General features: G+C 59.6%; 22 protein-coding genes. 8 read left to right on the forward strand and 14 right to left on the reverse strand.

What is annotated here, in order from left to right; all coding sequences use genetic code 11:
* Positions 1–98: 98 nt before the first annotated feature.
* Positions 99–764 (reverse strand): fumarylacetoacetate hydrolase family protein, encoded by a 666-nt coding sequence (locus tag H8F23_RS24730; protein ID WP_194936132.1) that lies wholly within the window; start codon positions 762–764, stop codon positions 99–101.
* A 41-nt stretch (positions 765–805) separates the two neighbouring features.
* Positions 806–2200, reverse strand: a complete 1395-nt coding sequence (locus H8F23_RS24735; RefSeq protein ID WP_194936133.1) for an FAD-binding oxidoreductase — start codon at positions 2198–2200, stop codon at positions 806–808.
* Positions 2201–2406: 206 nt separating this feature from the next.
* On the opposite strand from H8F23_RS24735, the gene serA reads away from it, so the two are divergent.
* Positions 2407–3636, forward strand: coding sequence for a phosphoglycerate dehydrogenase (gene serA, locus H8F23_RS24740; protein WP_008085296.1), 1230 nt, complete (start codon positions 2407–2409; stop codon positions 3634–3636).
* A 63-nt stretch (positions 3637–3699) separates the two neighbouring features.
* On the opposite strand, the gene H8F23_RS24745 is transcribed toward serA, so the two are convergent.
* Positions 3700–4125 carry a DUF4399 domain-containing protein gene (locus H8F23_RS24745; RefSeq protein ID WP_102901377.1) on the reverse strand — a complete coding sequence of 142 codons (426 nt, stop codon included), beginning with the start codon at positions 4123–4125 and terminating at the stop codon, positions 3700–3702.
* Positions 4126–4260: 135 nt separating this feature from the next.
* On the opposite strand from H8F23_RS24745, the gene H8F23_RS24750 reads away from it, so the two are divergent.
* The gene (locus H8F23_RS24750; RefSeq protein WP_194936134.1) at positions 4261–4824 is read left to right on the forward strand and encodes a transporter substrate-binding domain-containing protein; all 564 of its coding nucleotides are present in this window, start codon (positions 4261–4263) and stop codon (positions 4822–4824) included.
* Between the two features lie 255 nt (positions 4825–5079).
* On the opposite strand, the gene H8F23_RS24755 is transcribed toward H8F23_RS24750, so the two are convergent.
* Both H8F23_RS24755 and H8F23_RS24760 read right to left on the reverse strand, forming a co-directional pair.
* Positions 5080–5565, reverse strand: a complete 486-nt coding sequence (locus H8F23_RS24755; RefSeq protein WP_194936135.1) for a DUF523 domain-containing protein — start codon at positions 5563–5565, stop codon at positions 5080–5082.
* Between the two features lies 1 nt (position 5566).
* The gene (locus H8F23_RS24760) at positions 5567–6199 is read right to left on the reverse strand and encodes a 2OG-Fe(II) oxygenase (protein WP_093429787.1); all 633 of its coding nucleotides are present in this window, start codon (positions 6197–6199) and stop codon (positions 5567–5569) included.
* Positions 6200–6307: 108 nt separating this feature from the next.
* Here H8F23_RS24760 and H8F23_RS24765 point away from each other — a divergent pair, with 108 nt between their 5' ends.
* The gene (locus H8F23_RS24765) at positions 6308–7039 is read left to right on the forward strand and encodes a DUF2059 domain-containing protein (protein ID WP_007913867.1); all 732 of its coding nucleotides are present in this window, start codon (positions 6308–6310) and stop codon (positions 7037–7039) included.
* Positions 7040–7172: 133 nt separating this feature from the next.
* Here H8F23_RS24765 and H8F23_RS24770 read toward each other — a convergent pair whose 3' ends face one another.
* Complete coding sequence (locus H8F23_RS24770) at positions 7173–8120, reverse strand: phospholipase BipL (protein ID WP_194936136.1); 948 nt, start codon at positions 8118–8120, stop codon at positions 7173–7175.
* A gap of 99 nt (positions 8121–8219) precedes the next feature.
* On the opposite strand from H8F23_RS24770, the gene H8F23_RS24775 reads away from it, so the two are divergent.
* Both H8F23_RS24775 and H8F23_RS24780 read left to right on the forward strand, forming a co-directional pair.
* Complete coding sequence (locus H8F23_RS24775) at positions 8220–8798, forward strand: DUF6436 domain-containing protein (RefSeq protein WP_194936137.1); 579 nt, start codon at positions 8220–8222, stop codon at positions 8796–8798.
* A 102-nt stretch (positions 8799–8900) separates the two neighbouring features.
* On the forward strand, positions 8901–11312 hold the full coding sequence (locus tag H8F23_RS24780; protein ID WP_194936138.1) for a penicillin acylase family protein: 2412 nt from the start codon (positions 8901–8903) through the stop codon (positions 11310–11312).
* A 194-nt stretch (positions 11313–11506) separates the two neighbouring features.
* Here the strand turns inward: H8F23_RS24780 and H8F23_RS24785 are convergent, their stop codons facing one another.
* The gene (locus H8F23_RS24785; protein WP_194936139.1) at positions 11507–12472 is read right to left on the reverse strand and encodes a GlxA family transcriptional regulator; all 966 of its coding nucleotides are present in this window, start codon (positions 12470–12472) and stop codon (positions 11507–11509) included.
* A gap of 154 nt (positions 12473–12626) precedes the next feature.
* Between H8F23_RS24785 and H8F23_RS24790 the strand changes: the two genes are divergently transcribed.
* Complete coding sequence (locus H8F23_RS24790) at positions 12627–13268, forward strand: HD domain-containing protein (protein WP_194936140.1); 642 nt, start codon at positions 12627–12629, stop codon at positions 13266–13268.
* Positions 13269–13408: 140 nt separating this feature from the next.
* On the opposite strand, the gene H8F23_RS24795 is transcribed toward H8F23_RS24790, so the two are convergent.
* From H8F23_RS24795 to H8F23_RS24825, 7 genes are all read right to left on the reverse strand, one after another.
* Positions 13409–14299 (reverse strand): ABC transporter permease subunit, encoded by an 891-nt coding sequence (locus H8F23_RS24795; protein WP_093429780.1) that lies wholly within the window; start codon positions 14297–14299, stop codon positions 13409–13411.
* Complete coding sequence (locus H8F23_RS24800; protein ID WP_177413063.1) at positions 14296–15177, reverse strand: ABC transporter permease subunit; 882 nt, start codon at positions 15175–15177, stop codon at positions 14296–14298. Before H8F23_RS24800 ends, H8F23_RS24795 begins: the two co-directional genes overlap by 4 nt.
* 35 nt (positions 15178–15212) lie before the next feature.
* Positions 15213–16355 carry an ABC transporter ATP-binding protein gene (locus tag H8F23_RS24805; RefSeq protein ID WP_194936141.1) on the reverse strand — a complete coding sequence of 381 codons (1143 nt, stop codon included), beginning with the start codon at positions 16353–16355 and terminating at the stop codon, positions 15213–15215.
* A gap of 67 nt (positions 16356–16422) precedes the next feature.
* Positions 16423–17520: a polyamine ABC transporter substrate-binding protein gene (locus H8F23_RS24810; protein ID WP_099757457.1), complete on the reverse strand. Its 1098-nt coding sequence runs from the start codon at positions 17518–17520 to the stop codon at positions 16423–16425.
* A 187-nt stretch (positions 17521–17707) separates the two neighbouring features.
* The gene (locus tag H8F23_RS24815) at positions 17708–18817 is read right to left on the reverse strand and encodes a polyamine ABC transporter substrate-binding protein (RefSeq protein WP_194936142.1); all 1110 of its coding nucleotides are present in this window, start codon (positions 18815–18817) and stop codon (positions 17708–17710) included.
* A 171-nt stretch (positions 18818–18988) separates the two neighbouring features.
* Positions 18989–20353 (reverse strand): aspartate aminotransferase family protein, encoded by a 1365-nt coding sequence (locus H8F23_RS24820; RefSeq protein ID WP_194936143.1) that lies wholly within the window; start codon positions 20351–20353, stop codon positions 18989–18991.
* 56 nt (positions 20354–20409) lie between these two features.
* Positions 20410–21768, reverse strand: coding sequence for a glutamine synthetase family protein (locus H8F23_RS24825; RefSeq protein ID WP_099757459.1), 1359 nt, complete (start codon positions 21766–21768; stop codon positions 20410–20412).
* A gap of 729 nt (positions 21769–22497) precedes the next feature.
* Between H8F23_RS24825 and H8F23_RS24830 the strand changes: the two genes are divergently transcribed.
* Positions 22498–23874: a glutamine synthetase family protein gene (locus H8F23_RS24830; protein WP_038358985.1), complete on the forward strand. Its 1377-nt coding sequence runs from the start codon at positions 22498–22500 to the stop codon at positions 23872–23874.
* A gap of 134 nt (positions 23875–24008) precedes the next feature.
* Positions 24009–24647, forward strand: coding sequence for a TetR/AcrR family transcriptional regulator (locus H8F23_RS24835; protein ID WP_194936144.1), 639 nt, complete (start codon positions 24009–24011; stop codon positions 24645–24647).
* Positions 24648–24813: the final 166 nt, after the last annotated feature.

Consider the following 24813-nt stretch of genomic DNA (forward strand, 5'->3'; position numbering starts at 1 on the left):
CTTGCTCGCGAAGGCGCAGTGTCAGTCGACATCTTTGTTGACTGACAAAATGCTTTCGCGAGCAAGCTCGCTCCCACAGGGGATTTGCAGTGTTGCGGTTAGCGCACGCTGCTGTTGAAGCTGCTCGCGCCGACCAGTTCGAGGACGATGTCATCGCCAACGTTCAGCGGGCCAACGCCCACTGGCGTGCCAGTGAGGATCACGTCACCGGCCTGCAGCGAGAAGCAGCCGGCCATGTGCTGGATCATCGGCACGATCGGGTTGAGCATCGCGCTGCTGTTGCCGTCCTGACGCACTTCGCCGTTGATCGTCAGGCGAATGCCGATGTCGGTCAGGTCAGCAAAGGTGCTGCCGACCACAAACGGAGCGATCACCGCCGCACCGTCGAACGATTTGGCGATTTCCCACGGCAGCCCCTTGGCTTTCAGCTCAGCCTGCTTGTCGCGCAGGGTCAGGTCCAGCGCCGGGGCGAAACCGGAGATGGCGTCGAGCACTTCTTCACGGCTCGGCTTGGTCGACAACGGCTTGCCGATCAACACAGCGATTTCCGCTTCGTAATGCACCGAACCGCGCTCGGTCGGAATGCTGAAACCGCCTTCCAGCTCAACCACGCAACTGCCCGGCTTGATGAACAGCAACGGCTCGGTAGGCACCGGGTTGTCCAGCTCCTTGGCGTGTTCGGCGTAATTGCGGCCAATGCACACGACTTTCCCGATCGGGAAGTGGATGCGCGTGCCGTCGACGTACTGGTGCTGATAGCTCATTTACCGACTCCTGCCTTCATTGATTCATCAAAGATTACAGATCAAACCGCGAAGATCTTGCCCGGGTTCATGATGCCGTTCGGGTCGAACACCGCTTTCACCGCTTTCATGTACTCGATCTCAACCGGCGAGCGGCTGTAGGTCAAGTAGTCGCGTTTGGTCATGCCCACGCCGTGCTCGGCGGAGATCGAACCGTTGTACTTCTCGACGGTTTCGAACACCCACTTGTTGACGGTCGCGCATTTGGCGAAGAACTCGTCCTTGCTCAGGTTATCCGGCTTGAGAATGTTCAAGTGCAGGTTGCCGTCGCCGATGTGGCCGAACCAGACAATTTCGAAGTCTGGATAGTGTTCGCCGACGATCGCGTCGATTTCCTTCAGGAACGCTGGCACTTTCGACACGGTGACCGAGATGTCGTTCTTGTACGGCGTCCAGTGCGAGATGGTTTCGGAGATGTACTCGCGCAGTTTCCACAGGTTCTGCAGCTGGGTTTCGCTCTGGCTCATCACACCGTCCAGCACCCAGCCCTGCTCGACGCAATGCTCGAAGGTTTCCAGTGCGCTGTTGGCCACTTCTTCAGTAGTCGCTTCAAACTCCAGCAACGCATAGAACGGACAGTCGGTTTCGAATGGCGCCGGTACGTCGCCACGGCCCATGACCTTGGCCAGGGCCTTATCGGAGAAGAATTCGAACGCGGTCAGATCGAGCTTGCCCTGGAAAGCGTGCAGCACCGGCATGATCGAGTCGAAATCGGCGGTGCCGAGAACCATCGCGGTGAGATTCTTCGGCGCACGATCCAGACGCATGGTCGCTTCGACGACGAAACCGAGGGTGCCTTCAGCGCCGATGAACAACTGGCGCAAGTCATAGCCGGTGGCGTTCTTGATCAGGTCTTTATTCAGTTCGAGCACGTCGCCCTTGCCGGTGACGACTTTCATGCCGGCTACCCAGTTACGAGTCATGCCGTAGCGAATAACCTTGATCCCGCCGGCATTGGTGCCGATATTGCCGCCAATCTGGCTGGAACCTGCCGAAGCGAAATCGACCGGGTAGTACAGGCCCTTTTCTTCGGCGACGTTCTGCAAATGCTCGGTGACCACGCCCGGCTGACAAACGGCGGTGCGGTCGGTGAGGTTCACGTCAAGAATCTGATTCATGTAGTCGAACGAGACGACCACTTCGCCATTCGCGGCCACCGCAGCGGCAGAAAGCCCGGTGCGCCCGCCCGATGGCACCAGCGCCACCTTGTGCGTGTTGGCCCAACGGACCACCGCCTGCACCTGCTCGATGGACTTGGGAAACACGATGGCGCTTGGCGCCGGGGCGAAGTGCTTGGTCCAATCCTTGCCGTACGCATTCAGGGAGTCGGCGTCGGTCAGGACCTTGCCAGGCTCGACCAGGGTCTTCAGTTCATCAATCAGGGCAGGATTGGTCATCGACAGAACTCTCGAACAATTCATGGTCATCCTGAGAACGCTTCACGTCGCAGGAATGAGTGTTTAGCGGGGAGGCTATGCTAGCATACCGACCCCGCAGGCCAGTGCCCAAGGCCAGTTCTGCGGTAACGGCTTTCCTGCCGTTTGGGTCAGCTCCAGGCTGCTCCCCTCCCTGCCATTTTTCTCCGGGATACAGGTTTACGCAGATGAGCAAGACTTCTCTCGATAAGAGCAAGATCAAGTTCCTTCTTCTCGAAGGCGTCCACCAATCGGCTGTCGACGTCCTCAAGGCGGCGGGCTACACCAGCATCGAATACCTGACAGGTTCCTTGCCGGAAGCCCAGCTCAAGGAAAAGATCGCTGACGCTCACTTCATCGGCATTCGTTCGCGCACCCAACTGACCGAAGAGATCTTCGATCATGCGAAGAAGCTGGTCGCGGTCGGCTGTTTCTGCATCGGCACCAACCAGGTTGACCTGAGTGCTGCCCGCGAGCGCGGTATCGCCGTGTTCAACGCGCCGTACTCCAACACCCGCTCCGTTGCCGAGCTGGTGCTGGCCGAAGCAATCCTGCTGCTGCGCGGCATCCCTGAGAAAAACGCTTCCTGCCACCGTGGCGGCTGGATCAAGTCCGCAGCCAACTCCTTCGAGATCCGTGGCAAGAAACTCGGCATCGTCGGCTACGGCTCGATCGGTACGCAGCTGTCGGTTCTGGCTGAAGGTCTGGGCATGCAGGTGTACTTCTATGACACCGTGACCAAGCTGCCACTGGGCAACGCTACTCAGATCGGCAGCCTGACCGAGCTGCTGGGCATGTCCGACATCGTCACCCTGCACGTTCCGGAAACCGCTGCGACCCAGTGGATGATCGGCGAGAAGGAAATCCGCGCCATCAAGAAGGGCGGCATCCTGATCAACGCCGCGCGCGGCACCGTGGTCGAACTGGACGCCCTGGCGGACGCGATCAAGGACAAGCACCTGATCGGCGCGGCCATCGACGTATTCCCGGTGGAGCCTCGCTCCAACGACGAAGAGTTCGAAAGCCCGCTGCGTGGCCTCGACAACGTGATCCTGACTCCGCACATCGGTGGTTCGACCGCCGAAGCGCAAGCCAACATCGGTCTGGAAGTGGCAGAGAAACTGGTCAAGTACAGCGACAACGGTACTTCGGTATCGTCGGTGAACTTCCCGGAAGTGGCCCTGCCGGCTCACCCTGGCAAACACCGCCTGCTGCACATCCACGAGAACATCCCGGGTGTGATGAGCGAGATCAACAAGGTCTTCGCCGAAAACGGCATCAACATCTCCGGTCAGTTCCTGCAGACCAACGAAAAGGTTGGCTACGTGGTAATCGACGTCGACGCCGAGTACTCGGACCTGGCGCAAGAGAAGCTGCAGCACATCAACGGCACCATCCGTAGCCGCGTGTTGTTCTGATTTAGCGTTGAGCGATAAAAAAAGGGAGCCTTCGGGCTCCCTTTTTCATGCACGGCGAAAAGGTTATTCGACGTTGATGGTGATTTTCTTCGAGACGATTGGCGGGTCGAATGCCATGTGACCGCTGTCGCCAAGTTCCAGCTGCAAGGTGTGTTTGCCCGGGGCGAGCTTGATGTCAGCCTGGGTCTGCGCCTTGCCGAAGTGCATATGGTTGGCATCGGTAGGGACGACCGAACCGGCAGGAACAATTTCCTTGGCGTCGATCAGCAGGTGATGGTGACCGGTGTTCTTGGTGACATCACCGGCCGGCGCCAGTGCGACGTCCTTGGTACCGAATTTGACGGTGAAGGTCTGCGAAACCGTGGCCCCGTCTTCGGGAGAAACGATGAACACTTCGGCGCCTTTGGGGGCCGGTGTGGCAGCACTGGCCAGCACCGAAACGCCCATCAGCACACCCGCGAACGCTGCACGTGACATAAAGCTTTTCATTTTCTTCTCCAGTTTTTCCGTAAAATCCGCACGGTCATGACAACTTCATGACCATTCGTTGTCGAAGGCACTCGACAACCATAGCAAAGCGAGCCTGAATCAGAGCGTCGCGATAATGATTTCAAAGGAGTGACCATGCGCTTTCTGCCTGGCCTGATCTGCCTGCTACCCCTTCTGAGCCCTTTGGCTCACGCCGAACTGATTGATGACGTCAACGACCGTGGCGAGCTGCGCATAGCCCTTGAGGCTAATACACCGCCCTTCAATTTCAAGGAAGGCGACACACTCACGGGGTTCGAGGTCGAGCTTGGGCAACTGCTGGCCAACGAGCTGGATGTGCGCGCCGACTTCATTGTCACTGACGAAGCCGACCTGCTCCAGGGCGTTGAAAGCGGCAAGTACGACGTTGCGCTCAACCACATAGCACTGACACCGGAGCTCAAGGATCGTTTCGACTTCAGCGCGCCTTACGGCGAGGTCGATTCGCAGTTGCTGGCGAAGAAGGATGAGCAGCCACGGCCGATGGTGCTGGTGCAGGCATTGACTGAAGAGAAGCCGAAAGCGGCAGCGCCGGTGGAGTTGGCGATTCCGTTTCAGAAGGGCAATCCGGCGTTTCAGGCCAGTCTTGCGAGTGCGATGGAGCGGATCAGGGCGGATGGGCGTTTGGCGGCGTTGACCGAGAAGTGGTTGAAGCCTTAAAGGCCCCTCACCCTAGCCCTCTCCCAGAGGGAGAGGGGACTGAATGGGGGATGCTTTAGAGGTACGCCGACCTGGGATTGCTATACCGAATCCGAAATCGACCGGTCATGGCATTGTCGAGTCCATAATCGATCGGTCATGGCTGTGTTGAATCCATAATCGACTAGGTGTTTCAGGTCGATGGACAACGCCAGACACCACGGTCGGCCCCCTCTCCCTCCGGGAGAGGGCTGGGGTGAGGGCAACGATTCAGGATCAGTCCAAAGCAGCCAGTGCCAGCGCGGCCTGCGGCAATTCCAGTTCACTGAAAACCTGCACACCATGACGCTTGAGCAACGCGGCCGTCACGCCTTCGCCACTGACTTTGACCCCACTGAACGTCCCGTCGTAAGTCAGCAAATTCCCGCAAGAAGGACTATTGGCCTTCAGCACTGCCACGCGGATGCCATATTTCTGCACCAGCGCCAGCGCCTGCCGCGCGCCATCCAGAAACTGCGCACTGACATCCTCGCCCTCGGTAGTGATCACCGCCGCGACACCATCGAGCACTTCACCACCCTGCCCGCCCGGAATCTCTGCCGCCGCCCGTGGCGTCGGCAAACCACCCGCGACCTCCGGACACAGCGGCACCACCCGCCCTTCAGCGATCCACTGCTCGAGCAGATCGAACGGCCCGCTCGCGCCACCGTCGTAACGCACGCGATGGCCCAACAGGCAGCGGCTGACCAGAATCTTTTCCATCTCAGAACGGCTCGTTGCCACGGCGGCGGAACCAGCCGGTCAGCGACAGGCGCTCGCGGTTCGCCGGCAGCACTTCATGAGGCACTTCACCGGAAAGGAACACCACCAGGCAACCGCCGGTAGGTTGCACGTCGTGCACGCGCTCATCGCTCAGGTACATTCGCAATTGACCCCCATCCTCCGGCAGCCAGGCATCATTGAGGTAGACCACCACTGAGACCATGCGCTTGTCATCGTCGCGAAAACGGTCGACATGCCTGCGATAGAACGCGCCCGGCGGATACAGCGCGAAATGGCATTCAAAATCCTCAAGCCCGAGAAACAGGCCACGGTTAAGCGCCTCACGCAGGCTTTCCATCAAGTTCAGATAACGGTCGCTGGCCTCGGCCTGGCCGGGGTCGATCCACTGAATGTGGTCGCCCCGAATCCCTTCGCGGATCTCTGAAAACGGCCCGCGACCGACAGCCGCCGGCGCCAGCTCACCCTCGGCCTCACGTTTACGGCACTCGGCCGCCAGCTCGCGGGTCAAACCGGCGGGCAGGAATATGTTCTGCTGCGACCAGCCGTGTTCCGCCAGGTCGTCGACGATGCGTAACAGCAGTGGGTGTTCAGAGGATATTTGCATGGCGCGCATAGTATGTCGGCGGCAAGAAATCCGACAGAGCCACGCGGCGGCTTGCTACGAATTCTCGACAAGTACCGGCACCGCACGGAGAATAGTCCGCTGCTGACAGGAGTCCCTATGCGCCGTTTGCTTTTTTCACTGTTGATGTTCTGCGTTTTGCCCGCTTGGGCGGACGGCCACGATCAGTTGTACAAGGTCGCCGGCTGGCCAGATCAACGTGCGCATTTCAATGACGCCCTGACCGCCGCGCAGCAGCGCTACCAGAACAGCCTGCCGCCCGCCGTGTTTCAGGCACTGGTGAACAACAGCAACCAGCGCTTCGCCCCGCAAGCTGTGGATCAACGCGCCGAGGCGCAATTGCGGCAGAAGCTCGCTGATCCAAAACCGGCCCTGACTTTCTTTCAATCGCCGCTGGGCAAGAAAATTGTCGCGGCTGAATTGCTCGCCACCCGTCGCGATCAACTGGCGAAAAATGCCAAGGGCTTGCCGAAGATGCAGGCCAGCGACAGCCGTCTGCTGATCATTGGCCACCTCGCTCAGGCCTTGCCGGCGCGTGAGGCCGGCGCCGAAGTGAGCCTGGCGATTGCCGGCGTGGCGGCGGACAGTTTGAGTTCGATGATCCCGGGATTGCTCGGTGGCGGTCAGGCGCAGGGCATGCTCAATGGTCAGCGCCAGCGTTTGATGGATCAGATTGGCGCGGACATGAATAACACGCTGCTCTATGTCTATCGCGACTTGTCTGATGAAGAGCTGGAAGAGTTTGCGACATTTGCCGAATCGACTGAAGGCAAGGCGTATTACCAAGCGGCGCTGGCGGCGATTCGGGCGGGGTTGGCGGTCGGGCAGTGATCCTTGTTGCCTGACAAACCGCCTTCGCGAGCAAGCTCGCTCCCACATTTTGGATCTTCAGCGAACACAAAATTGTGAACATCCCCAAGCCCCTGTGGGAGCGAGCTTGCTCGCGAAAGGGCCCTCACAGACGCTACAGATTCCTGCCCCTTATCCGCTTGCTCAGAAATTCGAAATACTCCTCACGCATCTCCACCGTCTCATTCGCCAGATGATGCCGCGCCTCGGCCAATAGCAGAATCTGCGGCCGGTCGAACTTCCACTTCATCACCTGCAAATTGTGTTGCCAGTCCACCGTCATGTCCGCCTGCCCCTGAATGATCAGCGGCCGTCGCGGACTTTTTTTCGCGTGCTCGACGCGGATGATCCAGCGTGACAGCGCGCCCACCCATTTGGTCGGCAAGCGCCGTGGCTGCAACGGATCGGCCTGGAGAAACGGCAGGAAATCCGGGTCATTGGAATTCTCGCTAAAGCGTCGCGTGACACCCCGAACGAAAGGCCGGAGCAGGTAATAACTAAATTGCGACCAGCCCCATGCCCTTGGACGCACCAGCGGCGCCAGCAAAATCACCTGGCCCTGCGCCGGGCTGTTTTCACCATGGTTGAGCAGGTGATCAACCACAATCGCCCCGCCGGTGCTTTGCCCGCACAAGTGCCACGGCTGCGGCAACGCGATCGACTGCGCTTCGGCGAACAACGCTTGCAGGACGTCCTGGTATTCAGAGAAATCGCGGATGCTCGCGCGCGGCCCGCTCGACAGACCATGCCCCGGCAAATCACAGGCGATTACCGCAAAATCCTGATCCAGCGCCCACTCGATCACATGCCGATACAGCCCGGTGTGATCGTAGTAACCGTGCAGCAGAAACAGCGTCGCCTTGACCTTCTCCGGCCACCAGCAATGGCTGACCACTTCATAGCCATCGACTTCGAAACGGCCCATGCCACGCCAGACATCGCGATGGGGAAAGTCGGTCTGGTAGAAGCGCTGGTAGGCCTTGGCCTCGTCCGACAACGCCTGCCACTCGGCCAAAGGCTTGAGGCTGGCGCGGATTTGATCGGGATCGAAAGTGGCAGGCATGCGGGAATTCCAAAGCGGTAAACAGACTTTATCGGCCTGCGATATTCATCTGTAGTGACAGACATGGCAAGCTAGCCGACCTTCCGAGGATCGAAAACCATGCGTTCGCCCTACCGCACCGCACTGTTTGCCAGCCTGCTCGCGCTGATTTGCGCCGGGGTACTGTGGGCGGCGTACGACTGGTTTCAGGGGCGTTATCTGCGCGCGTTCAGCGAACACACGGCGGTGTTTTCCGGTGATCCGCTGCGCCTGCCGGACAACCTCGCCGGTCCTGGCAAGATTCGCCTGGTACATTTCTGGGACCCGGCCTGCCCGTGCAACGTCGGCAATCAACAGCACCTGACCGAGATGGTCGAGCAGTTCGGCGGCAAAGGCGTGGAGTTCTTCGCCGTGCAGAAAACCGGCAGCCACGGACAGTTGCCCGCGACCCTCAGCAGTCTGAAAACCATCACGATATTGCCCGGCTCCGAACAGGTTCCGGCCAGCCCGGCCGTGGCGATCTGGGATCGCAGCGGCAAACTGGCGTACTTCGGCCCGTACAGTGAAGGCCTGACCTGCAATTCCAGCAACAGCTTTATCGAACCGATTTTGAATGCCCTGACGGAAGATCGCCCGGTCAACGCCACGCACACCTTGGCGGTCGGGTGTTACTGCCCGTGGCCGGTGGAAACGCCGTAAGGCATTCCGGACTTTTCAAGGACAGCGCTGCACGGCACAGAAGGTCTGTGCTAATTGTTTGCAGCCCGACGGGCGGCATTCCCGCATGCACAAGGAGTCACCATGAAGCGCGTGTTCACCGTTCTTGCCTTGCTCATCGTTGTGCTGCTTGCCGGCGTCGGCGGATATATCTACAGCAAACAACCCACGCGCCAGGGCCAGGTCGAACTGCGCAATCTGCAGGGATCGGTGACCGTGCGCTACGACGAGCGCGGCGTGCCACACCTGCGTGCCGAGAACGAAACCGACCTCTATCGCGCCCTCGGTTATGTGCATGCCCAGGACCGGCTGTTCCAGATGGAAGCCATGCGCCGCCTCGCCCGTGGCGAACTGGCCGAAGTGCTCGGGCCGAAACTGCTCGACACCGACAAACTGTTCCGCAGCCTGCGCATCCGCGAACGCGCGGCCAGTTACGTCGCCAATCTCGATAAACAGTCACCGGCGTGGAAGGGCCTGCAAGCCTATCTGGATGGCATTAACCAATATCAGGACACCCACGCCGCACCGATCGAGTTTGACGTGCTGGGCATCCCCAAGCGGCCGTTCACCGCGGAAGACAGCATCAGCGTCGCCGGCTACATGGCCTACAGCTTTGCGGCGGCGTTTCGCACCGAGCCGTTGCTGACCTATGTGCGCGATCAACTCGGCGCTGATTACCTCAAGGTCTTCGATCTCGACTGGCAACCCAATGGTGTGCTGGCCAACGGTCACGCCAAACCTGCGCCGGTCCTCGCCGCCGGCGACTGGAAAGACCTCAACGCCCTCGCCCGCCTCAGCGAACAAGCGCTGATCGACCATGGCCTGCCGCAGTTCGAAGGTAGCAACGCCTGGGTCATCGCCGGTAGCCGCAGTCAGAGTGGCAAACCTCTGCTGGCGGGTGATCCGCACATTCGCTTCTCGGTGCCGTCGGTGTGGTACGAGGCGCAATTGTCGGCGCCGGGCTTCGAGCTGTACGGCCATCATCAGGCGCTGGTGCCGTTCGCGTTTCTGGGGCACAACCTGGATTTCGGCTGGAGCCTGACCATGTTCCAGAACGACGATCTGGATCTGATCGCCGAGAAGGTCAATCCGGATAACCCGAATCAAGTCTGGTATCGCGGCCAGTGGACCGACATGGTCGTCACGCAGCAGCAGATCAATGTAAAGGGCCAGCCGCCGGTCACCCTCACCCTGCGCCAATCGCCCCACGGCCCGATCGTCAATGATGCCCTCGGCACTGCTGCCGGCAAAACGCCGATCGCCATGTGGTGGGCGTTTCTCGAAACGCCGAACCCGATCCTCGAAGGCTTCTACCAGCTCAACCGCGCCGACACGCTGGCCAAGGCCCGCGCCGCTGCAGCCAAGGTGCAGGCACCAGGGCTGAACCTCGTCTACGCCAACGCCAAAGGCGATATCGCCTGGTGGGCTTCAGCGTTGCTGCCCAAGCGCCCCGCTGGGGTGAAGCCGGAATTCATTCTCGACGGCAGCAGCAATCAGGCGGACAAGGACGGTTTCTACCCGTTCAGCGCCAACCCACAGGAAGAGAACCCGGCGCGCGGCTATATCGTCTCGGCCAACTTCCAACCGCTGTCGCCGACCGGCATGGAGATTCCCGGTTACTACAACCTTGCCGATCGCGGGCAGCAACTCAATCGACAGCTCAGCGACAAGAGCGTGAAGTGGACCAACGAGGCCAATCAGAAACTGCAATTGGGCTCGGCGACCGGTTATGGCCCGCGTTTGCTCGCGCCGTTGCTGCCGGTGCTGCGTGAGGTGGTGAGCGATCCGGCACAACTGAAACTGGTCGAGCAACTGGCGCAATGGCCGGGCGACTATCCGCTGGATTCCGTCAGTGCGACGGTGTTCAACCAGTTCCTCTACGACCTGGCCGATGCGGCGATGCGTGATGAGTTGGGCAATGACTTTTTCGACACCTTGCTGTCGACGCGGGTGATTGATGCGGCGCTGCCGAAGCTGGCGGCGAATGCCGATTCACCGTGGTGGGACAACCGCAGCACACCGAACAAGGAGACCCGTGCCGATGTCGTGCGCGCGGCGTGGCAGGCGAGCATGCAGCACTTGAAGCTGACCCTCGGCGATAACTCTGCCGAGTGGAAATGGGGCGCGGCGCACACGCTGACTCACGGCCATCCGTTGGGACAGCAAAAGCCGCTGGATCGAATATTCAACGTCGGGCCGTTTGCGGCGCCGGGCAGCCATGAAGTGCCGAACAACCTGTCGGCGAAGATCGGCCCGGCGCCATGGCCGGTGACTTACGGGCCGTCGACACGGCGCCTGGTGGATTTTGCCGATCCGGCGCATGGGCTGACGATCAACCCGGTCGGTCAGAGTGGCGTGCCGTTCGACAGTCACTATGACGATCAGGCTGAGGCATATGTCGACGGGATGTATGTGCAGGCGCATTTCAATGCCGAAGAGGTGACGGCGAATACGCGCAGTACGTTGAAGCTGTTGCCGGCGCGGGCAGCGCCTTAAAAGCCCCTCACCCTAGCCCTCTCCCAGAGGGAGAGGGGACTGACCGAGGTGTCTTTCGCTATGCACCGACCTGAGAGATCGAGTCGATTATGGATTCGGTACAGCAACATCACGTCGGCGTATCTCCCCAATATCCCCGAATCGGCCCCCTCTCCCTCTGGGAGAGGGCTGGGAGGGCGGCGTTCCGATGAGGGTCAAACCATCGCCGCAAAATTCAGCCGAAACTGCTGCGGCGTCACCCCCAGCCGCCGGTTAAACACCCCGCGCATATGTTGCGCATCGCGAAACCCGCACTGATACGCCACAGTCTTCAACGGCGCCGCCGTGCTTTCCAGCATCACCCGCGCCGCATCCACCCGCGCCCGCTCGACGAACTCCGCCGGGGTGACTTTGGCTTCCCGGGCAAACACCCGCGAGAAATTGCGCGCACTCATGTTCGCCGCATTGGCCAGATCGGCAATCGTCAGATCGCCCGTGAGATTGGCCAGCACATACAACTGCACCATCGCCACCGCCGAGGTCGGCTCCGCGTGCGGTGTGAGGAACGGGCTGAACTGTGACTGCCCACCGGAACGCTGGGTGAACACCACCAGCCGCTTGGCCACGCTCAACGCCACCTCAGCGCCGTGATCCCGCGCCAGCAGGTACAGCGACAGATCGATTCCCGCCGTGACCCCGGCCGAGGTGTAGAGCGTGTCGTCCTCGACATACAAGCGATCAGCTTCGACCTGCGTTGTCGGACACAACTGCGCCAACGCCTCGGCATCGTTCCAGTGCGTGGTGACGGTGCGCGCCTCCAGCAATCCGGCCCGCGCCAGCATAAACGCGCCGTTGCAGATTGAGCCGAAACGCTGTGCCCGTGCGCAGGCCCCGCGCAGCCAACCGTCGAACGTCGCGCCGAAATCCATGAAGGGCAGTTGCGGCCCACCAGCGACCAGCAGCAGGTCGTAGACGTCGAGTGCTTCGCTGAAATGCCGATGGGCATTCAGGGTCAAACCGTTGGAACAGGCCATCGGCCCGTGCTCGACGCCGATTACTTCGAGCCGATAGTGATCCTCGGGCGCCAGGAATCGATTAGCCTCGGCGAACACATCCATCGGGCCGCTGACGTCCAGCGACTGCACGCCGGGGAACACGACGATGGCGACGGTTTTGCTCATGGCTGTGAGGCTCCTTTTTGGTCTCTGAGCCGAGTTGGCACGATTCACAGGTGGATTGGCAAGGATCGCAGCCATGCATCGATTGTTCGCTTCCAGCGCCGGGAACAGACTTTCCTCATCAGCGCCACGACGGCGTTCACTGAGGAAACTCCCCATGAGCACGACCATTGCCGGCATCAAAATCCCTGACAGCGCCCTCGCCCGGGCCACCACCGAGTACATCCGCGACATCGAGTCCGACCTGCTCTACCACCACTCGCGTCGGGTCTTTCTGTTCGGCGCGTTGAGCGGCGAGCGCCAGCAACTGGCTTACAACCCGGAGCTGCTGTACGTCGGCGCAATGTTCCATGACCTCGGTCTGGTCGAAGGTCACCGCAGTGATGATGAGCGCTTCGAAGTGGACGGTGCCAACGCAGCGGCGGCGTTTCTCAAACCGTACGGGTTGAGCGATGACGACATCGAGCAGGTCTGGCTGTCGATTGCCCTGCACACCACGCCGGGCGTGCCCAAGCATCTGCGTCCAACCGTGGCGCTGGTGACCGCTGGTGTGGAAATGGACGTGCTGGGTATGGATTACGCGGCGTTCAGCACCGTGCAGCGTGAAGCGGTGGTGCATGCGCACCCGCGTGGGGAAGGCTTCAAGGAATGCATCATCTGCGCGTTTGCCGATGGCTTGCGGCATCGTCCGCAGACGACGTTTGGCAATGTGAAGACGGATGTGCTGAAGGATCAGCAGCCGGGGTTCAAGCCGATGAACTTTGTTGAAGTCATCCGCCAATCTCCGTGGACTGCGTAAATCCCCTGTAGGAGTGAGCCTGCTCGCGATGGCGTCCTGTCAGTTGGAAATTTCCTGACTGACACTCCGCTATCGCGAGCAGGCTCACTCCTACAGTTTGAATTGGGTTGGCCTCGAGAATGAGGCCAACCCATTAGTGCTTACGCCGCTTCCGGCGCCGGGGCGCGACGCACGTCCGGCTGCTTCCACGAATCGGCTGCGCTTTCTTCGATGGCTTGCTGGATGGCTTTCTTGCGCGCTTCTTCGGCACGGCGGCTGAAGAACCAGACCATGAAGGTCACGATCGACACCGCCAGCAGAATCAGACTGGCCACCGCGTTGATCTCGGGCTTCACGCCCAGACGCACCGCCGAGAACACTTCCATCGGCAGGGTCGTCGACCCCGGACCCGAGACGAAGCTCGCCAGCACCAGATCATCCAGCGACAGCGCGAACGACATCATGCCGCCCGCCGCCAGCGACGGCGCGATCATCGGGATGGTGATCAGGAAGAACACCTTCCACGGCCGTGCACCGAGGTCCATGGCCGCTTCTTCGATCGACAGGTCCAGCTCACGCAGACGCGCCGACACCACCACCGCCACATACGCCGCACAGAATGTGGTGTGGGCGATCCAGATGGTGACGATGCCACGTTCCTGCGGCCAGCCGATCATCTGCGCCATGGCCACGAACAGCAGCAACAGCGACAGACCGGTGATCACTTCCGGCATCACCAACGGCGCTGTGACCAGACCGCCGAACAGCGTGCGACCCTTGAAGCGGGTGATACGGGTCAGCACGAACGCTGCCAGCGTACCCAGCGCCACCGCGGCGACCGCGGTGTAGCAGGCGATTTCCAGCGAGCGCAGCACCGAGCCCATCAGTTGCGTGTTGTCGAGCAGGCCGACGTACCACTTGATCGACCAGCCGCCCCACACCGTCACCAGTTTCGAGGCGTTGAACGAGTAGATCACCAGGATCAGCATCGGCAGGTAGATAAACAACAAACCCAGGACCAGCATCAGGCTGGAGAAACGGAAGCGCTTCATTCTTTACCCTCCATTTCCTTGGCCTGACTGCGGTTGAACAGAATGATCGGCACAATCAGGATCGCCAGCATCACCACCGCCAGCGCGGACGCCACCGGCCAGTCACGGTTATTGAAGAACTCTTGCCAGAGCACTTTACCGATCATCAGGGTTTCCGGACCGCCAAGCAGTTCCGGGATCACGAACTCACCGACCACCGGGATGAACACCAGCATGCAGCCGGCAATGATCCCGTTCTTGGACAGTGGAATGGTGATTTTCCAGAAGCTGTTGAAGGTGCTCGAACCGAGGTCGGAAGCGGCTTCCAGCAGGCTGTGATCGTGCTTCACCAGGTTGGCGTACAGCGGCAGGATCATGAACGGCAGGTACGAATAAACAACACCGATGTACACCGCAAGGTTGGTGTTGAGGATCTGCAGCGGCTCGTCGATGAAGCCCATGCTCATCAGGAAACCATTGAGCAAACCGTTGTTGCTGAGGATGCCCATCCACGCGTAAACGCGGATCAGGATCGCGGTCCAGGTCGGCATCATGATCAGCAATACCAACACCGTTTGCATTTCTTTACGGGCGGTGGCGATAGCGTAGGCCATCGGGTAGCCGATCAGCAGACAGAGGACGGTGCTGATGAACGCCATCTTCAACGAGCCGAGGTAAGCGGCGATGTACAACTCGTCGCCCGCCAGCATCGCGTAGTTGCCCAGGTTCAGCAGCAGTTGCAGCTTCTGCTCGGCGTACGTGTAAATCTCGGTGTACGGCGGAATGGCCACGTCGGCTTCGGCGAAGCTGATCTTCAGGACGATGAAGAACGGCAACATGAAGAACAGAAACAGCCAGATGAACGGAACCCCGATGACCAGTTGCCGGCCATTGGGGATTATTCGGTTGATGCGACGTTTGAATTTGCGCATGTTCATGAGCGGAGTACCACGCCGCTGTCGTCTTCCCACCACACGTAGACCTGATCACCCCAGGTCGGACGCGCGCCGCGACGTTCAGCGTTGGCCACAAACGACTGCACCAGTTTGCCGCTCGGCAATTCGACGTAGAACACCGAGTGACCGCCAAGGTAGGCGATGTCGTGGACCTTGCCGCTCGACCAGTTGTATTCGCAGGTCGGTTGATCGGCGGTGACCAGCAGCTTCTCCGGACGGATCGCGTAGGTGACGGACTTGTCCTGCACCGAGGTGCTGATGCCGTGGCCGACGTAGATCTGCCGGTCGAGGTCTTTGCAGGTGATGGTCGCGTGGCCTTCGGCATCGTCGATCACTTCGCCTTCGAAGATGTTGACGTTACCGATGAATTCGCAGACCAGACGGCTGGTCGGGGTTTCGTAGATGTCGATCGGGCTGCCGATCTGGGCGATCCAGCCCAGGTGCATGATCGCGATGCGCTCGGCCATGGTCATGGCCTCTTCCTGGTCGTGGGTCACCATCACGCAAGTCACGCCGACGCGCTCGATGATCTCGACCAGTTCCAACTGCATCTGCGAACGCAGTTTCTTGTCGAGTGCGCCCATCGGCTCATCAAGTAACAGCAGCTTCGGTCGCTTGGCCAGCGAACGCGCCAGCGCCACACGCTGACGCTGACCGCCAGACAGTTGATGCGGCTTACGTTTGGCGTACTGACTCATCTGCACCAGCTTGAGCATCTCGGCCACGCGGGCATCAACTTCAGCCGTCGGGATCTTGTCCTGCTTAAGGCCGAAGGCGATGTTCTGCGCCACGGTCATGTGCGGGAACAAGGCGTACGACTGGAACATCATGTTGATCGGACGTTCGTACGGCGGCATGTCGGTGATGTCGACGCCGTCGAGAAAAATGCGCCCCTCCGTGGGCCGTTCGAACCCTGCCAGCATCCGCAGCAGAGTGGATTTGCCCGATCCCGAACCGCCGAGCAGGGCGAAAATTTCGCCTTTCTTGATTTCCAGGGACACATCGTCCACGGCAATCGTCTCGTCGAACTTCTTCGTGACCCGGTCGATTTTGACCAACACCTGTTTCGGTGTCTGGTCGCCCTCGAGGGCTTTCTTATAGGCGCCGGAGGCAACTGCCATTTACGAAACTCCCAGAAAAAAACAATGCAGTTCGCCCAATGCAGACGAACCCAGGATAGTTTGTGCCTTACTTGCCCGACTTGACCTTGGTCCAGCTGCGGGTCATCAAACGTTGAATATTGGGCGGCAACTCGGTCGACACGTAGGTCTTGTCGAGTACTGCTTGCGGTGGATAAACCGCTTCATCGGTGCGAATGGACTGTTCCATCAGCTTGTCCGAACCCGGGTTGGGGTTGGCGTAACCGACGTAATCACTGACCTGGGCAATCACCTCAGGTTTCAGCAAATAGTTGATAAAGGCGTGGGCTTCTTTGACGTTGGACGAATCCTTCGGAATCGCCAGCATGTCGAACCACAGCGCGCCGCCTTCTTTCGGGATCGAGTAGGCGATGTTCACGCCCTTCTTGGCTTCCTCGGCGCGGTGCTTGGCCTGGAAGATGTCCCCGGAGAAACCGATGGCCACGCAGATATCGCCGTTGGCCAGGTCGCCGATGTACTTGGACGAGTGGAAATAGGTCACGTACGGACGCACGGCGAGCAATTTGGCCGTGGCCTTTTCGTAGTCCTTGGTGTTGGTGCTGTTGGCGTTCAGGCCCATGTAGTTGAGCACGGTCGGCATCATTTCATCGGCCGAATCGAGGAACGCGACGCCGCAGCTGTGCAGTTTCTTGATGTTCTCGGGTTCGAACAGCACGCTCCAGGAATCGATCTTGTCGATACCGAGCACTGCCTTGACCTTGTCGACGTTGTAACCGATGCCGTTGGTGCCCCACAGGTACGGCACGGCGTACAGGTTGCCCGGATCGTTTTGCTCCAGACGCTTGAGCAGCACCGGGTCGAGGTTGGCATAGTTGGGCAGCTGCGACTTGTCGAGTTTCTGGAACGCGCCCGCCTTGATCTGCTTGCCGAGGAAGTGGTTCGACGGCACGACCACGTCGTAACCGGTACGCCCGGCCAGCAGCTTGCCTTCCAGGGTTTCGTTGGAGTCGAAGACGTCGTAGACCGGTTTGATCCCGGTTTCTTTCTGGAAATCGGCCAGCGTGGTCTCGCCGATGTAATCGGACCAGTTATAAATATGTACCGTACCGGCGGCCTGGGCTCCGACGGCGATCGTCAGGCCGGCAGTGGCCAGCAGGGCTTTGCGCAAAGAAGAAAAAATAGGCAAGTGGAGGTCCTCTAAATTAGTTGGGCCCAAGTTGCCCCGCACTGCATGACAGCCATGGCTGCCCGGCAACAAAACCGGCGCGCAACTTACCCTCGAAAAACCGTTCCTGCAAAACTTCCTGTCATTTAATTAATCCACTGGCCGCCTTCGCGGGGACGACGGCCAGCGGTTGTCGCTTAAAACCGGCTTATTTACCGGATTTGATCTTGGTCCAGCTGCGGGTCATTTCACGCTGGGTCGCGGCCGGCAAGTCGGCGATCGCATACAACTTGGCCTGCACGTCGGCTGGCGGGTAGATGCCTGGATCGCTGGTGATGTCTTTTTCCACCAGTGCGGTTGCAGCGGCGTTACCGTTCGGGAAACGTACGGCGTTGGTGATGCCGGCCATGACTTCAGGCTTCTGCAGGAAGGTCATGAACTTGTAGGCGCCTTCAACGTTTTCGGCATCTTTAGGGATGGCGACCATGTCGAAGAAGCTGCCCGCGCCTTCTTTCGGAATGGCGTAGCTGACTTTCACCTTGTCACCGGCCTCGGCGGCACGCGACTTGGCCTGCTGCACGTCACCCGAGTAGCCGACCGCTACGCAGATGTTGCCGTTGGCCAGGTCCGAGATGTACTTGGAGGAGTGGAAGTAGGTGATCGAAGGACGAATCTTGAGGAACAGTTCCTCGGCTTTCTTGATGTCTTCTTTCTTCTGGCTGTCGGTTGGCAGGCCCAGGTAGTGCAGCGCGACCGGGAGCATTTCGGTCGGCGAATCGAGGAAGCTCACGCCGCAGCCCTTGAGTTTGGCGATGTTCTCCGGCTTGAGCAGCACGTCCCACGAATCGATGGTGTCGACGCCCAGCGCAGCCTTGACCTTCTCCGCGTTGTAACCGATGCCGATCGAGCCCCACATGTACGGGAAGGCGTGCTTGTTGCCCGGGTCGCTGACCGACACGGCCTTGAGCAGCTCCTGGTTGAGGTTCTTCCAGTTAGGCAGCTTGGACTGGTCCAGCTCCTGGTAAACGCCAGCCTTGATCTGCTTGGCCAGGAAGTTGTTCGACGGTACGACCACGTCATAGCCGGACTTGCCCGCGAGCAGTTTGGCTTCCAGGGTTTCGTTACTGTCGAATACGTCGTAGACCACCTTGATCCCCGACTCTTTCTCGAAGTTGGCGATGGTGTCCGGCGCGATGTAATCGGACCAGTTGTAGACGTGCAGTACTTTGTCGTCCGCGTGAACCGCACCCGCCATCATGCCCGCCACGGACAGCGCGAGAAGTGTCTTGCCAGCAAGCTTTTTACCTAATGCCTTCATGCGTCATGCTCCAAATTTTTCTTTTTTGAACCACTTTGTTCAGCGGCCGAACCCGGACAACTGGAACCGCGGTTAGTCTGGCAAGATCCGAGGCGGTCTTTCAAGAAAAGACCGGCCTTTCTGACAGCTTTGAGCGAGAGCGCCGCAGCTCCCCCGCTCAGAGCCTAGCACTTAGCCTTGCAACGCACTGAGGGTCAGGTCCAGACACTTGCGTGCCTTGGTCACCAGCTCATCGATCTCGGCTTTGCTGATCACCAGCGGCGGCGCGATGATCATGGTGTCGCCCACAGCGCGCATGATCAGGCCATTGTCGAAGCAGAACTGGCGGCAGATCATGCCGACGCCCTTACCTTCATAACGCTTGCGCGTGGCCTTGTCCTGCACCAGCTCGATCGCGCCCAACAGACCAACCCCGCGAACTTCACCCACCAACGGGTGATCGCTCAGTTCCCGCAGACGTTTCTGCAAATACGGTGCCGTTTCGTTGCGGGCGTTCTCGATAATTTTTTCGTCGCGCAGAATGCGGATGTTTTCCAGGCCCACCGCTGCTGCCACCGGGTGACCGGAGTAAGTAAAGCCGTGGTTGAAATCGCCGCCTTCGTTGAGCACCGCAACCACGCTGTCACGGACGATCAGGCCACCCATCGGGATGTAGCCGGAGGTCAGGCCTTTGGCGATGGTCATCATGTCGGGTTTGAGGTCGTAGAAATCGCTACCGAACCACTCACCGGTACGGCCGAAACCACAAATCACTTCGTCGGCGACGAAGAGGATGTCGTACTTGGCGAGGATTTCCTTGATGCGCGGCCAGTAGGTATCGGGCGGAATGATCACGCCGCCGGCGCCCTGGATCGGCTCGGCAATAAAGGCACCGACGTTGTCGACGCCGACTTCGAGAATCTTCTCTTCCAGCTGGTTGGCCGCCCAGATGCCGAACTCTTCCGGGGACATGTCGCCACCCTCGGCGAACCAGTACGGCTGCGCGATGTGGACGATGCCTGGAATCGGCAAATCGCCCTGCTCGTGCATATACGTCATGCCACCGAGGCTCGCGCCGGCCACGGTCGAACCGTGATAACCGTTCTTGCGGCTGATGATGACTTTCTTGTTCGGCTGGCCTTTGATCGCCCAGTAGTGGCGAACCATGCGCAGCATGGTGTCGTTGCCTTCGGAGCCAGAGCCGGTGAAGAACACGTGGTTCATGCCTTCCGGCGCCACGTCGGCAATCGCCTTGGCCAGTTCCAGTGCCGGCGGGTGCGCGGTCTGGAAGAACAGGTTGTAGTACGGCAGTTCGCGCATCTGTTTGGCGGCCGCGTCGGCCAGCTCATCGCGACCATAACCGATGGCCACACACCACAGACCGGCCATGCCGTCGAGAATCTTGTTGCCTTCGCTGTCCCACAGGTAAACGCCCTTGGCGTTGGTAATGATCCGCGGGCCCTTCTCTTTCAGTTGCTTGAAGTCACTGAACGGGGCCAGGTGGTGATCATTGCTGAGTGCTTGCCACTCGCGGGTTTGCGGGTTGTTGCTGGTCATGCCAATTCTCCTTGTTATCGGTGAAGGCGCGGCTGCTGCCAGCCGCGCCCGGCGTATCAGACGGCGAAGAGCAGGTACTCACGCTCCCAGGAACTGATCACGCGCTTGAAGTTTTCATGCTCGGCCCGTTTTACCGCGACGTAGCCAGTGATGAAGGTTTTGCCCAGGTACTTCTCGATGGTGGCGCTGTTTTCCATGCGCTCCAGCGCGTCTTCGATGGTCAACGGCAGGCGCAGGTTGCGGCGTTCATAACCACGACCCACCACTGGCGCGCTCGGGTTGAGGCCTTCGATCATGCCGATGTAGCCGCAGAGCAGGCTCGCGGCAATCGCCAGGTACGGGTTGGCGTCGGCGCCCGGCAGACGGTTTTCCACGCGGCGGTTCTGCGGGCCGGCATCGGGTACGCGCAGGCCCACGGTGCGGTTCTCTTCGCCCCACTCGACGTTCACCGGTGCCGAGGTATCTGGCAGGAAGCGGCGGAACGAGTTGACGTTCGGCGCGAACAGCGGCAACAACTCAGGAATCAGTTTCTGCAAACCACCGATGTGATGCAGGAACAACTGGCTCATGGTCCCGTCTTCATTAGAGAAGACGTTCTTGCCGGTCTCGATGTCGATGATGCTCTGGTGCAAGTGCATCGCACTGCCCGGCTCGCCGGTCATTGGCTTGGCCATGAAAGTCGCGGCCACGTCGTGCTTGAGTGCGGCTTCGCGCATGGTGCGTTTGAACACCAGAATCTGGTCGGCCAGCGACAGCGCGTCACCGTGACGGAAGTTGATTTCCATCTGCGCCGTGCCGTCTTCGTGGATCAGCGTGTCGAGGTCCAGCTCCTGCAGTTCGCACCAGTCGTAGACGTCTTCGAACAGCGGATCGAATTCGTTCGCCGCTTCAATGGAGAACGACTGACGCCCGATTTCCGGACGGCCCGAGCGGCCAATCGGAGGCTGCAACGGATAGTCAGGGTCGTCGCTGCGCTTGGTCAGGTAGAACTCCATTTCCGGCGCGACGATCGGCTGCCAGCCCTTGTCGGCATAGAGCTTGAGAACTTTCTTGAGGACGTTGCGCGGCGACAGCTCGATCGGGTTGCCCTGCTTGTCGTAGGTGTCGTGGATCACCTGGGCGGTCGGCTCGATGGCCCACGGCACCAGGTACACGGCGTTCTGGTCGGGGCGGCAGATCATGTCGATGTCGGCCGGATCGAGCAGTTCGTAATAGATGTCGTCTTCGACGTAGTCGCCGGTTACGGTCTGCAACAGCACGCTTTCTGGCAGGCGCATGCCTTTTTCGGCGATGAACTTGTTGGTCGGCGAAATCTTGCCCCGGGTGATACCGGTCAAGTCGGCGATCATGCATTCGACTTCTGTGATCTTGTGGTCTTTCAACCAATCGGTGAGCTGGTCGAGGTTGTTACTCATAAATGCCTCTGGGCTGAGTCTCCTGACAGGATGTCAGGCAAAGTTTGACGCTTTGAGCGTCGCGTTAAAGGGGGCTTGCTCGCGCAGTACCGGCTTACGCCTGGCACCGCGCATAGACAATGAAAGAGGAGCTTACCTGCCCTTTACGCTGGCGTTGCATTTCCTGTGCACAGTTCAAGCGTGCAGAATCGTGAGCACGGCTTGAAAGACGGCACAGGCTTTGGGAGTGAAAGAGATCTATATTGGAAGGAGACGCCATAAACGGGATGCTTCGCCGTACGTCCAGAATATCGGACGCTATGGTTTCGACTGCTGCTGACGAGAACAACGTCGATGGACCGCGAGCCTTGCTGGCTGCGCTACGGACGGATTTGTCGCCACTGATGTGATGAGCATGCAGACCGGACTGTTGCGAGCAGTCGGTGATGCCGATTAACGGCAGGCGAGACATGAAGCACCCCGGTATTATTGCTGTTATGGGTTTGATCGGAGCTTAGCCTTGTTCATTTTTTTACACAACACCCCCGTAAAAAATACAACACGGCCTGCTCAAGCCCGCGGCTGGCAAGCTTCCTCAGGACAGAAAACTGCCCAAAAATGCCCCATAAATGCCCTCACAGCGCTTTTTTAGGGCAAAAAAGGCCTCGCTTGACTTCGGCAGGCCGTTCGGGTTGACTGAAACCAGAAAAGATCAATGATTGATATTTTTAACAACAAAGGTGTTGCATCATGTCGGTACCCCCGCGTGCCGTTCAGCTTAACGAAGCGAACGCGTTCCTTAAGGAACATCCTGAGGTTCTGTACGTTGACCTTCTGATTGCGGATATGAATGGTGTGGTGCGCGGCAAGCGCATTGAACGCACCAGCCTCCACAAGGTTTACGAGAAAGGCATCAACCTGCCGGCCTCTCTATTTGCTCTGGATATCAATGGTTCTACGGTGGAAAGCACCGGCCTGGGCCTGGACATCGGCGATGCCGATCGTATCTGCTATCCAATCCCCGATACCCTGTGCAACGAGCCATGGCAGAAGCGCCCGACTGCGCAACTGTTGATGACCATGCACGAACTCGAAGGCGACCCGTTCTTCGCCGATCCGCGCGAAGTGCTCCGTCAAGTTGTTGCAAAGTTTGACGAGCTGGGCCTGACCATTTGCGCCGCATTCGAACTCGAGTTCTACCTGATCGACCAGGAAAACGTGAACGGCCGTCCTCAGCCGCCACGCTCGCCGATCTCAGGTAAACGTCCGCACTCGACGCAGGTCTACCTGATCGACGACCTCGACGAATACGTCGACTGCCTCCAGGACATTCTGGAAGGTGCCAAAGAGCAAGGCATCCCGGCCGACGCTATCGTCAAGGAAAGTGCTCCGGCGCAGTTCGAAGTGAACCTGCACCACGTCGCCGACCCGATCAAGGCATGCGACTACGCGGTACTGCTCAAGCGTCTGATCAAGAACATCGCCTACGACCATGAAATGGATACCACCTTCATGGCCAAGCCGTATCCGGGCCAGGCAGGTAATGGTCTGCACGTACACATTTCGATTCTGGATAAAGAAGGCAAAAACATTTTTGCCAGCGAGGATCCCGAGCAGAACGCCGCGCTGCGTCACGCGATCGGCGGTGTGCTCGAGACCCTGCCCGCGCAGATGGCTTTCCTCTGCCCGAACGTCAACTCCTACCGTCGTTTCGGCGCGCAGTTCTATGTACCGAACTCGCCGTGCTGGGGTCTGGACAACCGCACCGTAGCGATTCGCGTACCGACCGGCTCTGCCGATGCCGTGCGTATCGAACACCGCGTGGCCGGTGCCGACGCCAACCCGTACCTGCTGATGGCTTCGGTACTGGCCGGCGTGCACCACGGTCTGACCAACAAGATCGAACCGGGCGCACCAGTCGAAGGCAACAGCTACGAGCAGAACGAGCAAAGCCTGCCGAACAACTTGCGCGATGCCCTGCGTGAGCTGGACGACAGCGAGGTGATGGCCAAGTACATCGATCCGAAGTACATCGATATCTTCGTCGCCTGCAAGGAAAGCGAGCTGGAGGAGTTCGAACACTCCATCTCCGACCTTGAGTACAACTGGTATCTGCATACCGTTTAAGCGGTTGCAGTAATAAAAAGCGCTGCCGGCTATTTCAGCCCGCAGCGCTTTTTTATGGCCGCCTGCGGCGGATCGCTGACAAGACAACACACAGCCCGGCTCGTACAATGCCCGCTGCCCCGCAGGAGACTTCCATGACGCGACCCGCCCCCGTCCGCAAACCCCGTGCCCGCAGTCAGGCGCGCATCGATTCGATACTCGACGCCGCGCGTACACTGCTGGCCGCTGAGGGTGTGGCGAGTCTGTCGATCTACAGCGTCGCCGAGCGCGCGCAGATCCCGCCCTCTTCCGTGTACCACTTCTTCGCCAGCGTCCCGGCGTTGCTTGAGGCACTGACGGCGGATGTGCACGCTGCATTTCGTGCCTGCCTGCAAGCGCCGATTGATCATGACGCCTTGCGCGACTGGCGCGATCTGTCGCGGCTGGTTGAGCAACGGATGCTGGAGATCTACGATGAAGACGCGGCGGCACGGCAGTTGATCCTTGCCCAGCATGGTCTGACCGAAGTAACCCAGGCTGACCGTCAGCACGATATTGAGTTGGGCGACCTGATGCACAAGCTGTTCGATCATCACTTCGAATTGCCTAGGCTGCCGAAGGATGTCGATGTGTTCGCCCTGGCGATGGAGCTGGGCGACCGCGTGTATGCGCGTTCGGTGCAGCAGCATGGGCAGATCACGCCGCGCATGGCCGAGGAAGGCATGCGGGTGTTTGATGCCTACATTGGGTTGTATTTGCCGCCCTATCTACCCAAAAGATCTCTAGTGATCTGACTGGCCTCTTCGCGAGCAAGCTCGCTCCCACAGTGATTTGTAGTGAATACAACATCTGTGGGCAACACCGAACCTGTGGGAGCGAGCTTGCTCGCGAAGGCCGCACCGCAGTTTTCAGATCAGGCACAAAAACCCCGCAGGGCTCACGCCCTCCGGGGTTGTTTTT

Origin of the sequence: Pseudomonas neuropathica (assembly GCF_015461835.1) — a bacterium.
GTDB lineage: Bacteria > Pseudomonadota > Gammaproteobacteria > Pseudomonadales > Pseudomonadaceae > Aquipseudomonas > Aquipseudomonas neuropathica.

Bases quoted from the DNA above. Each gene is read 5' to 3' on its own strand.
- H8F23_RS24730 (WP_194936132.1), bottom strand. From the start codon at position 764: ATGAGCTATCAGCACCAGTACGTCGACGGCACGCGCATCCACTTCCCG.
- H8F23_RS24825 (WP_099757459.1), bottom strand. From the start codon at position 21,768: ATGAGTAACAACCTCGACCAGCTCACCGATTGGTTGAAAGACCACAAG.
- H8F23_RS24780 (WP_194936138.1), top strand. From the start codon at position 8,901: ATGAAGCGCGTGTTCACCGTTCTTGCCTTGCTCATCGTTGTGCTGCTT.
- H8F23_RS24805 (WP_194936141.1), bottom strand. From the start codon at position 16,355: ATGGCAGTTGCCTCCGGCGCCTATAAGAAAGCCCTCGAGGGCGACCAG.
- H8F23_RS24835 (WP_194936144.1), top strand. From the start codon at position 24,009: ATGACGCGACCCGCCCCCGTCCGCAAACCCCGTGCCCGCAGTCAGGCG.
- H8F23_RS24745 (WP_102901377.1), bottom strand. From the start codon at position 4,125: ATGAAAAGCTTTATGTCACGTGCAGCGTTCGCGGGTGTGCTGATGGGC.
- H8F23_RS24820 (WP_194936143.1), bottom strand. From the start codon at position 20,353: ATGACCAGCAACAACCCGCAAACCCGCGAGTGGCAAGCACTCAGCAAT.
- H8F23_RS24735 (WP_194936133.1), bottom strand. From the start codon at position 2,200: ATGACCAATCCTGCCCTGATTGATGAACTGAAGACCCTGGTCGAGCCT.
- H8F23_RS24750 (WP_194936134.1), top strand. From the start codon at position 4,261: ATGCGCTTTCTGCCTGGCCTGATCTGCCTGCTACCCCTTCTGAGCCCT.
- serA (WP_008085296.1), top strand. From the start codon at position 2,407: ATGAGCAAGACTTCTCTCGATAAGAGCAAGATCAAGTTCCTTCTTCTC.
- H8F23_RS24775 (WP_194936137.1), top strand. From the start codon at position 8,220: ATGCGTTCGCCCTACCGCACCGCACTGTTTGCCAGCCTGCTCGCGCTG.
- H8F23_RS24770 (WP_194936136.1), bottom strand. From the start codon at position 8,120: ATGCCTGCCACTTTCGATCCCGATCAAATCCGCGCCAGCCTCAAGCCT.
- H8F23_RS24790 (WP_194936140.1), top strand. From the start codon at position 12,627: ATGAGCACGACCATTGCCGGCATCAAAATCCCTGACAGCGCCCTCGCC.
- H8F23_RS24815 (WP_194936142.1), bottom strand. From the start codon at position 18,817: ATGAAGGCATTAGGTAAAAAGCTTGCTGGCAAGACACTTCTCGCGCTG.
- H8F23_RS24830 (WP_038358985.1), top strand. From the start codon at position 22,498: ATGTCGGTACCCCCGCGTGCCGTTCAGCTTAACGAAGCGAACGCGTTC.
- H8F23_RS24795 (WP_093429780.1), bottom strand. From the start codon at position 14,299: ATGAAGCGCTTCCGTTTCTCCAGCCTGATGCTGGTCCTGGGTTTGTTG.
- H8F23_RS24760 (WP_093429787.1), bottom strand. From the start codon at position 6,199: ATGCGCGCCATGCAAATATCCTCTGAACACCCACTGCTGTTACGCATC.
- H8F23_RS24755 (WP_194936135.1), bottom strand. From the start codon at position 5,565: ATGGAAAAGATTCTGGTCAGCCGCTGCCTGTTGGGCCATCGCGTGCGT.
- H8F23_RS24765 (WP_007913867.1), top strand. From the start codon at position 6,308: ATGCGCCGTTTGCTTTTTTCACTGTTGATGTTCTGCGTTTTGCCCGCT.
- H8F23_RS24785 (WP_194936139.1), bottom strand. From the start codon at position 12,472: ATGAGCAAAACCGTCGCCATCGTCGTGTTCCCCGGCGTGCAGTCGCTG.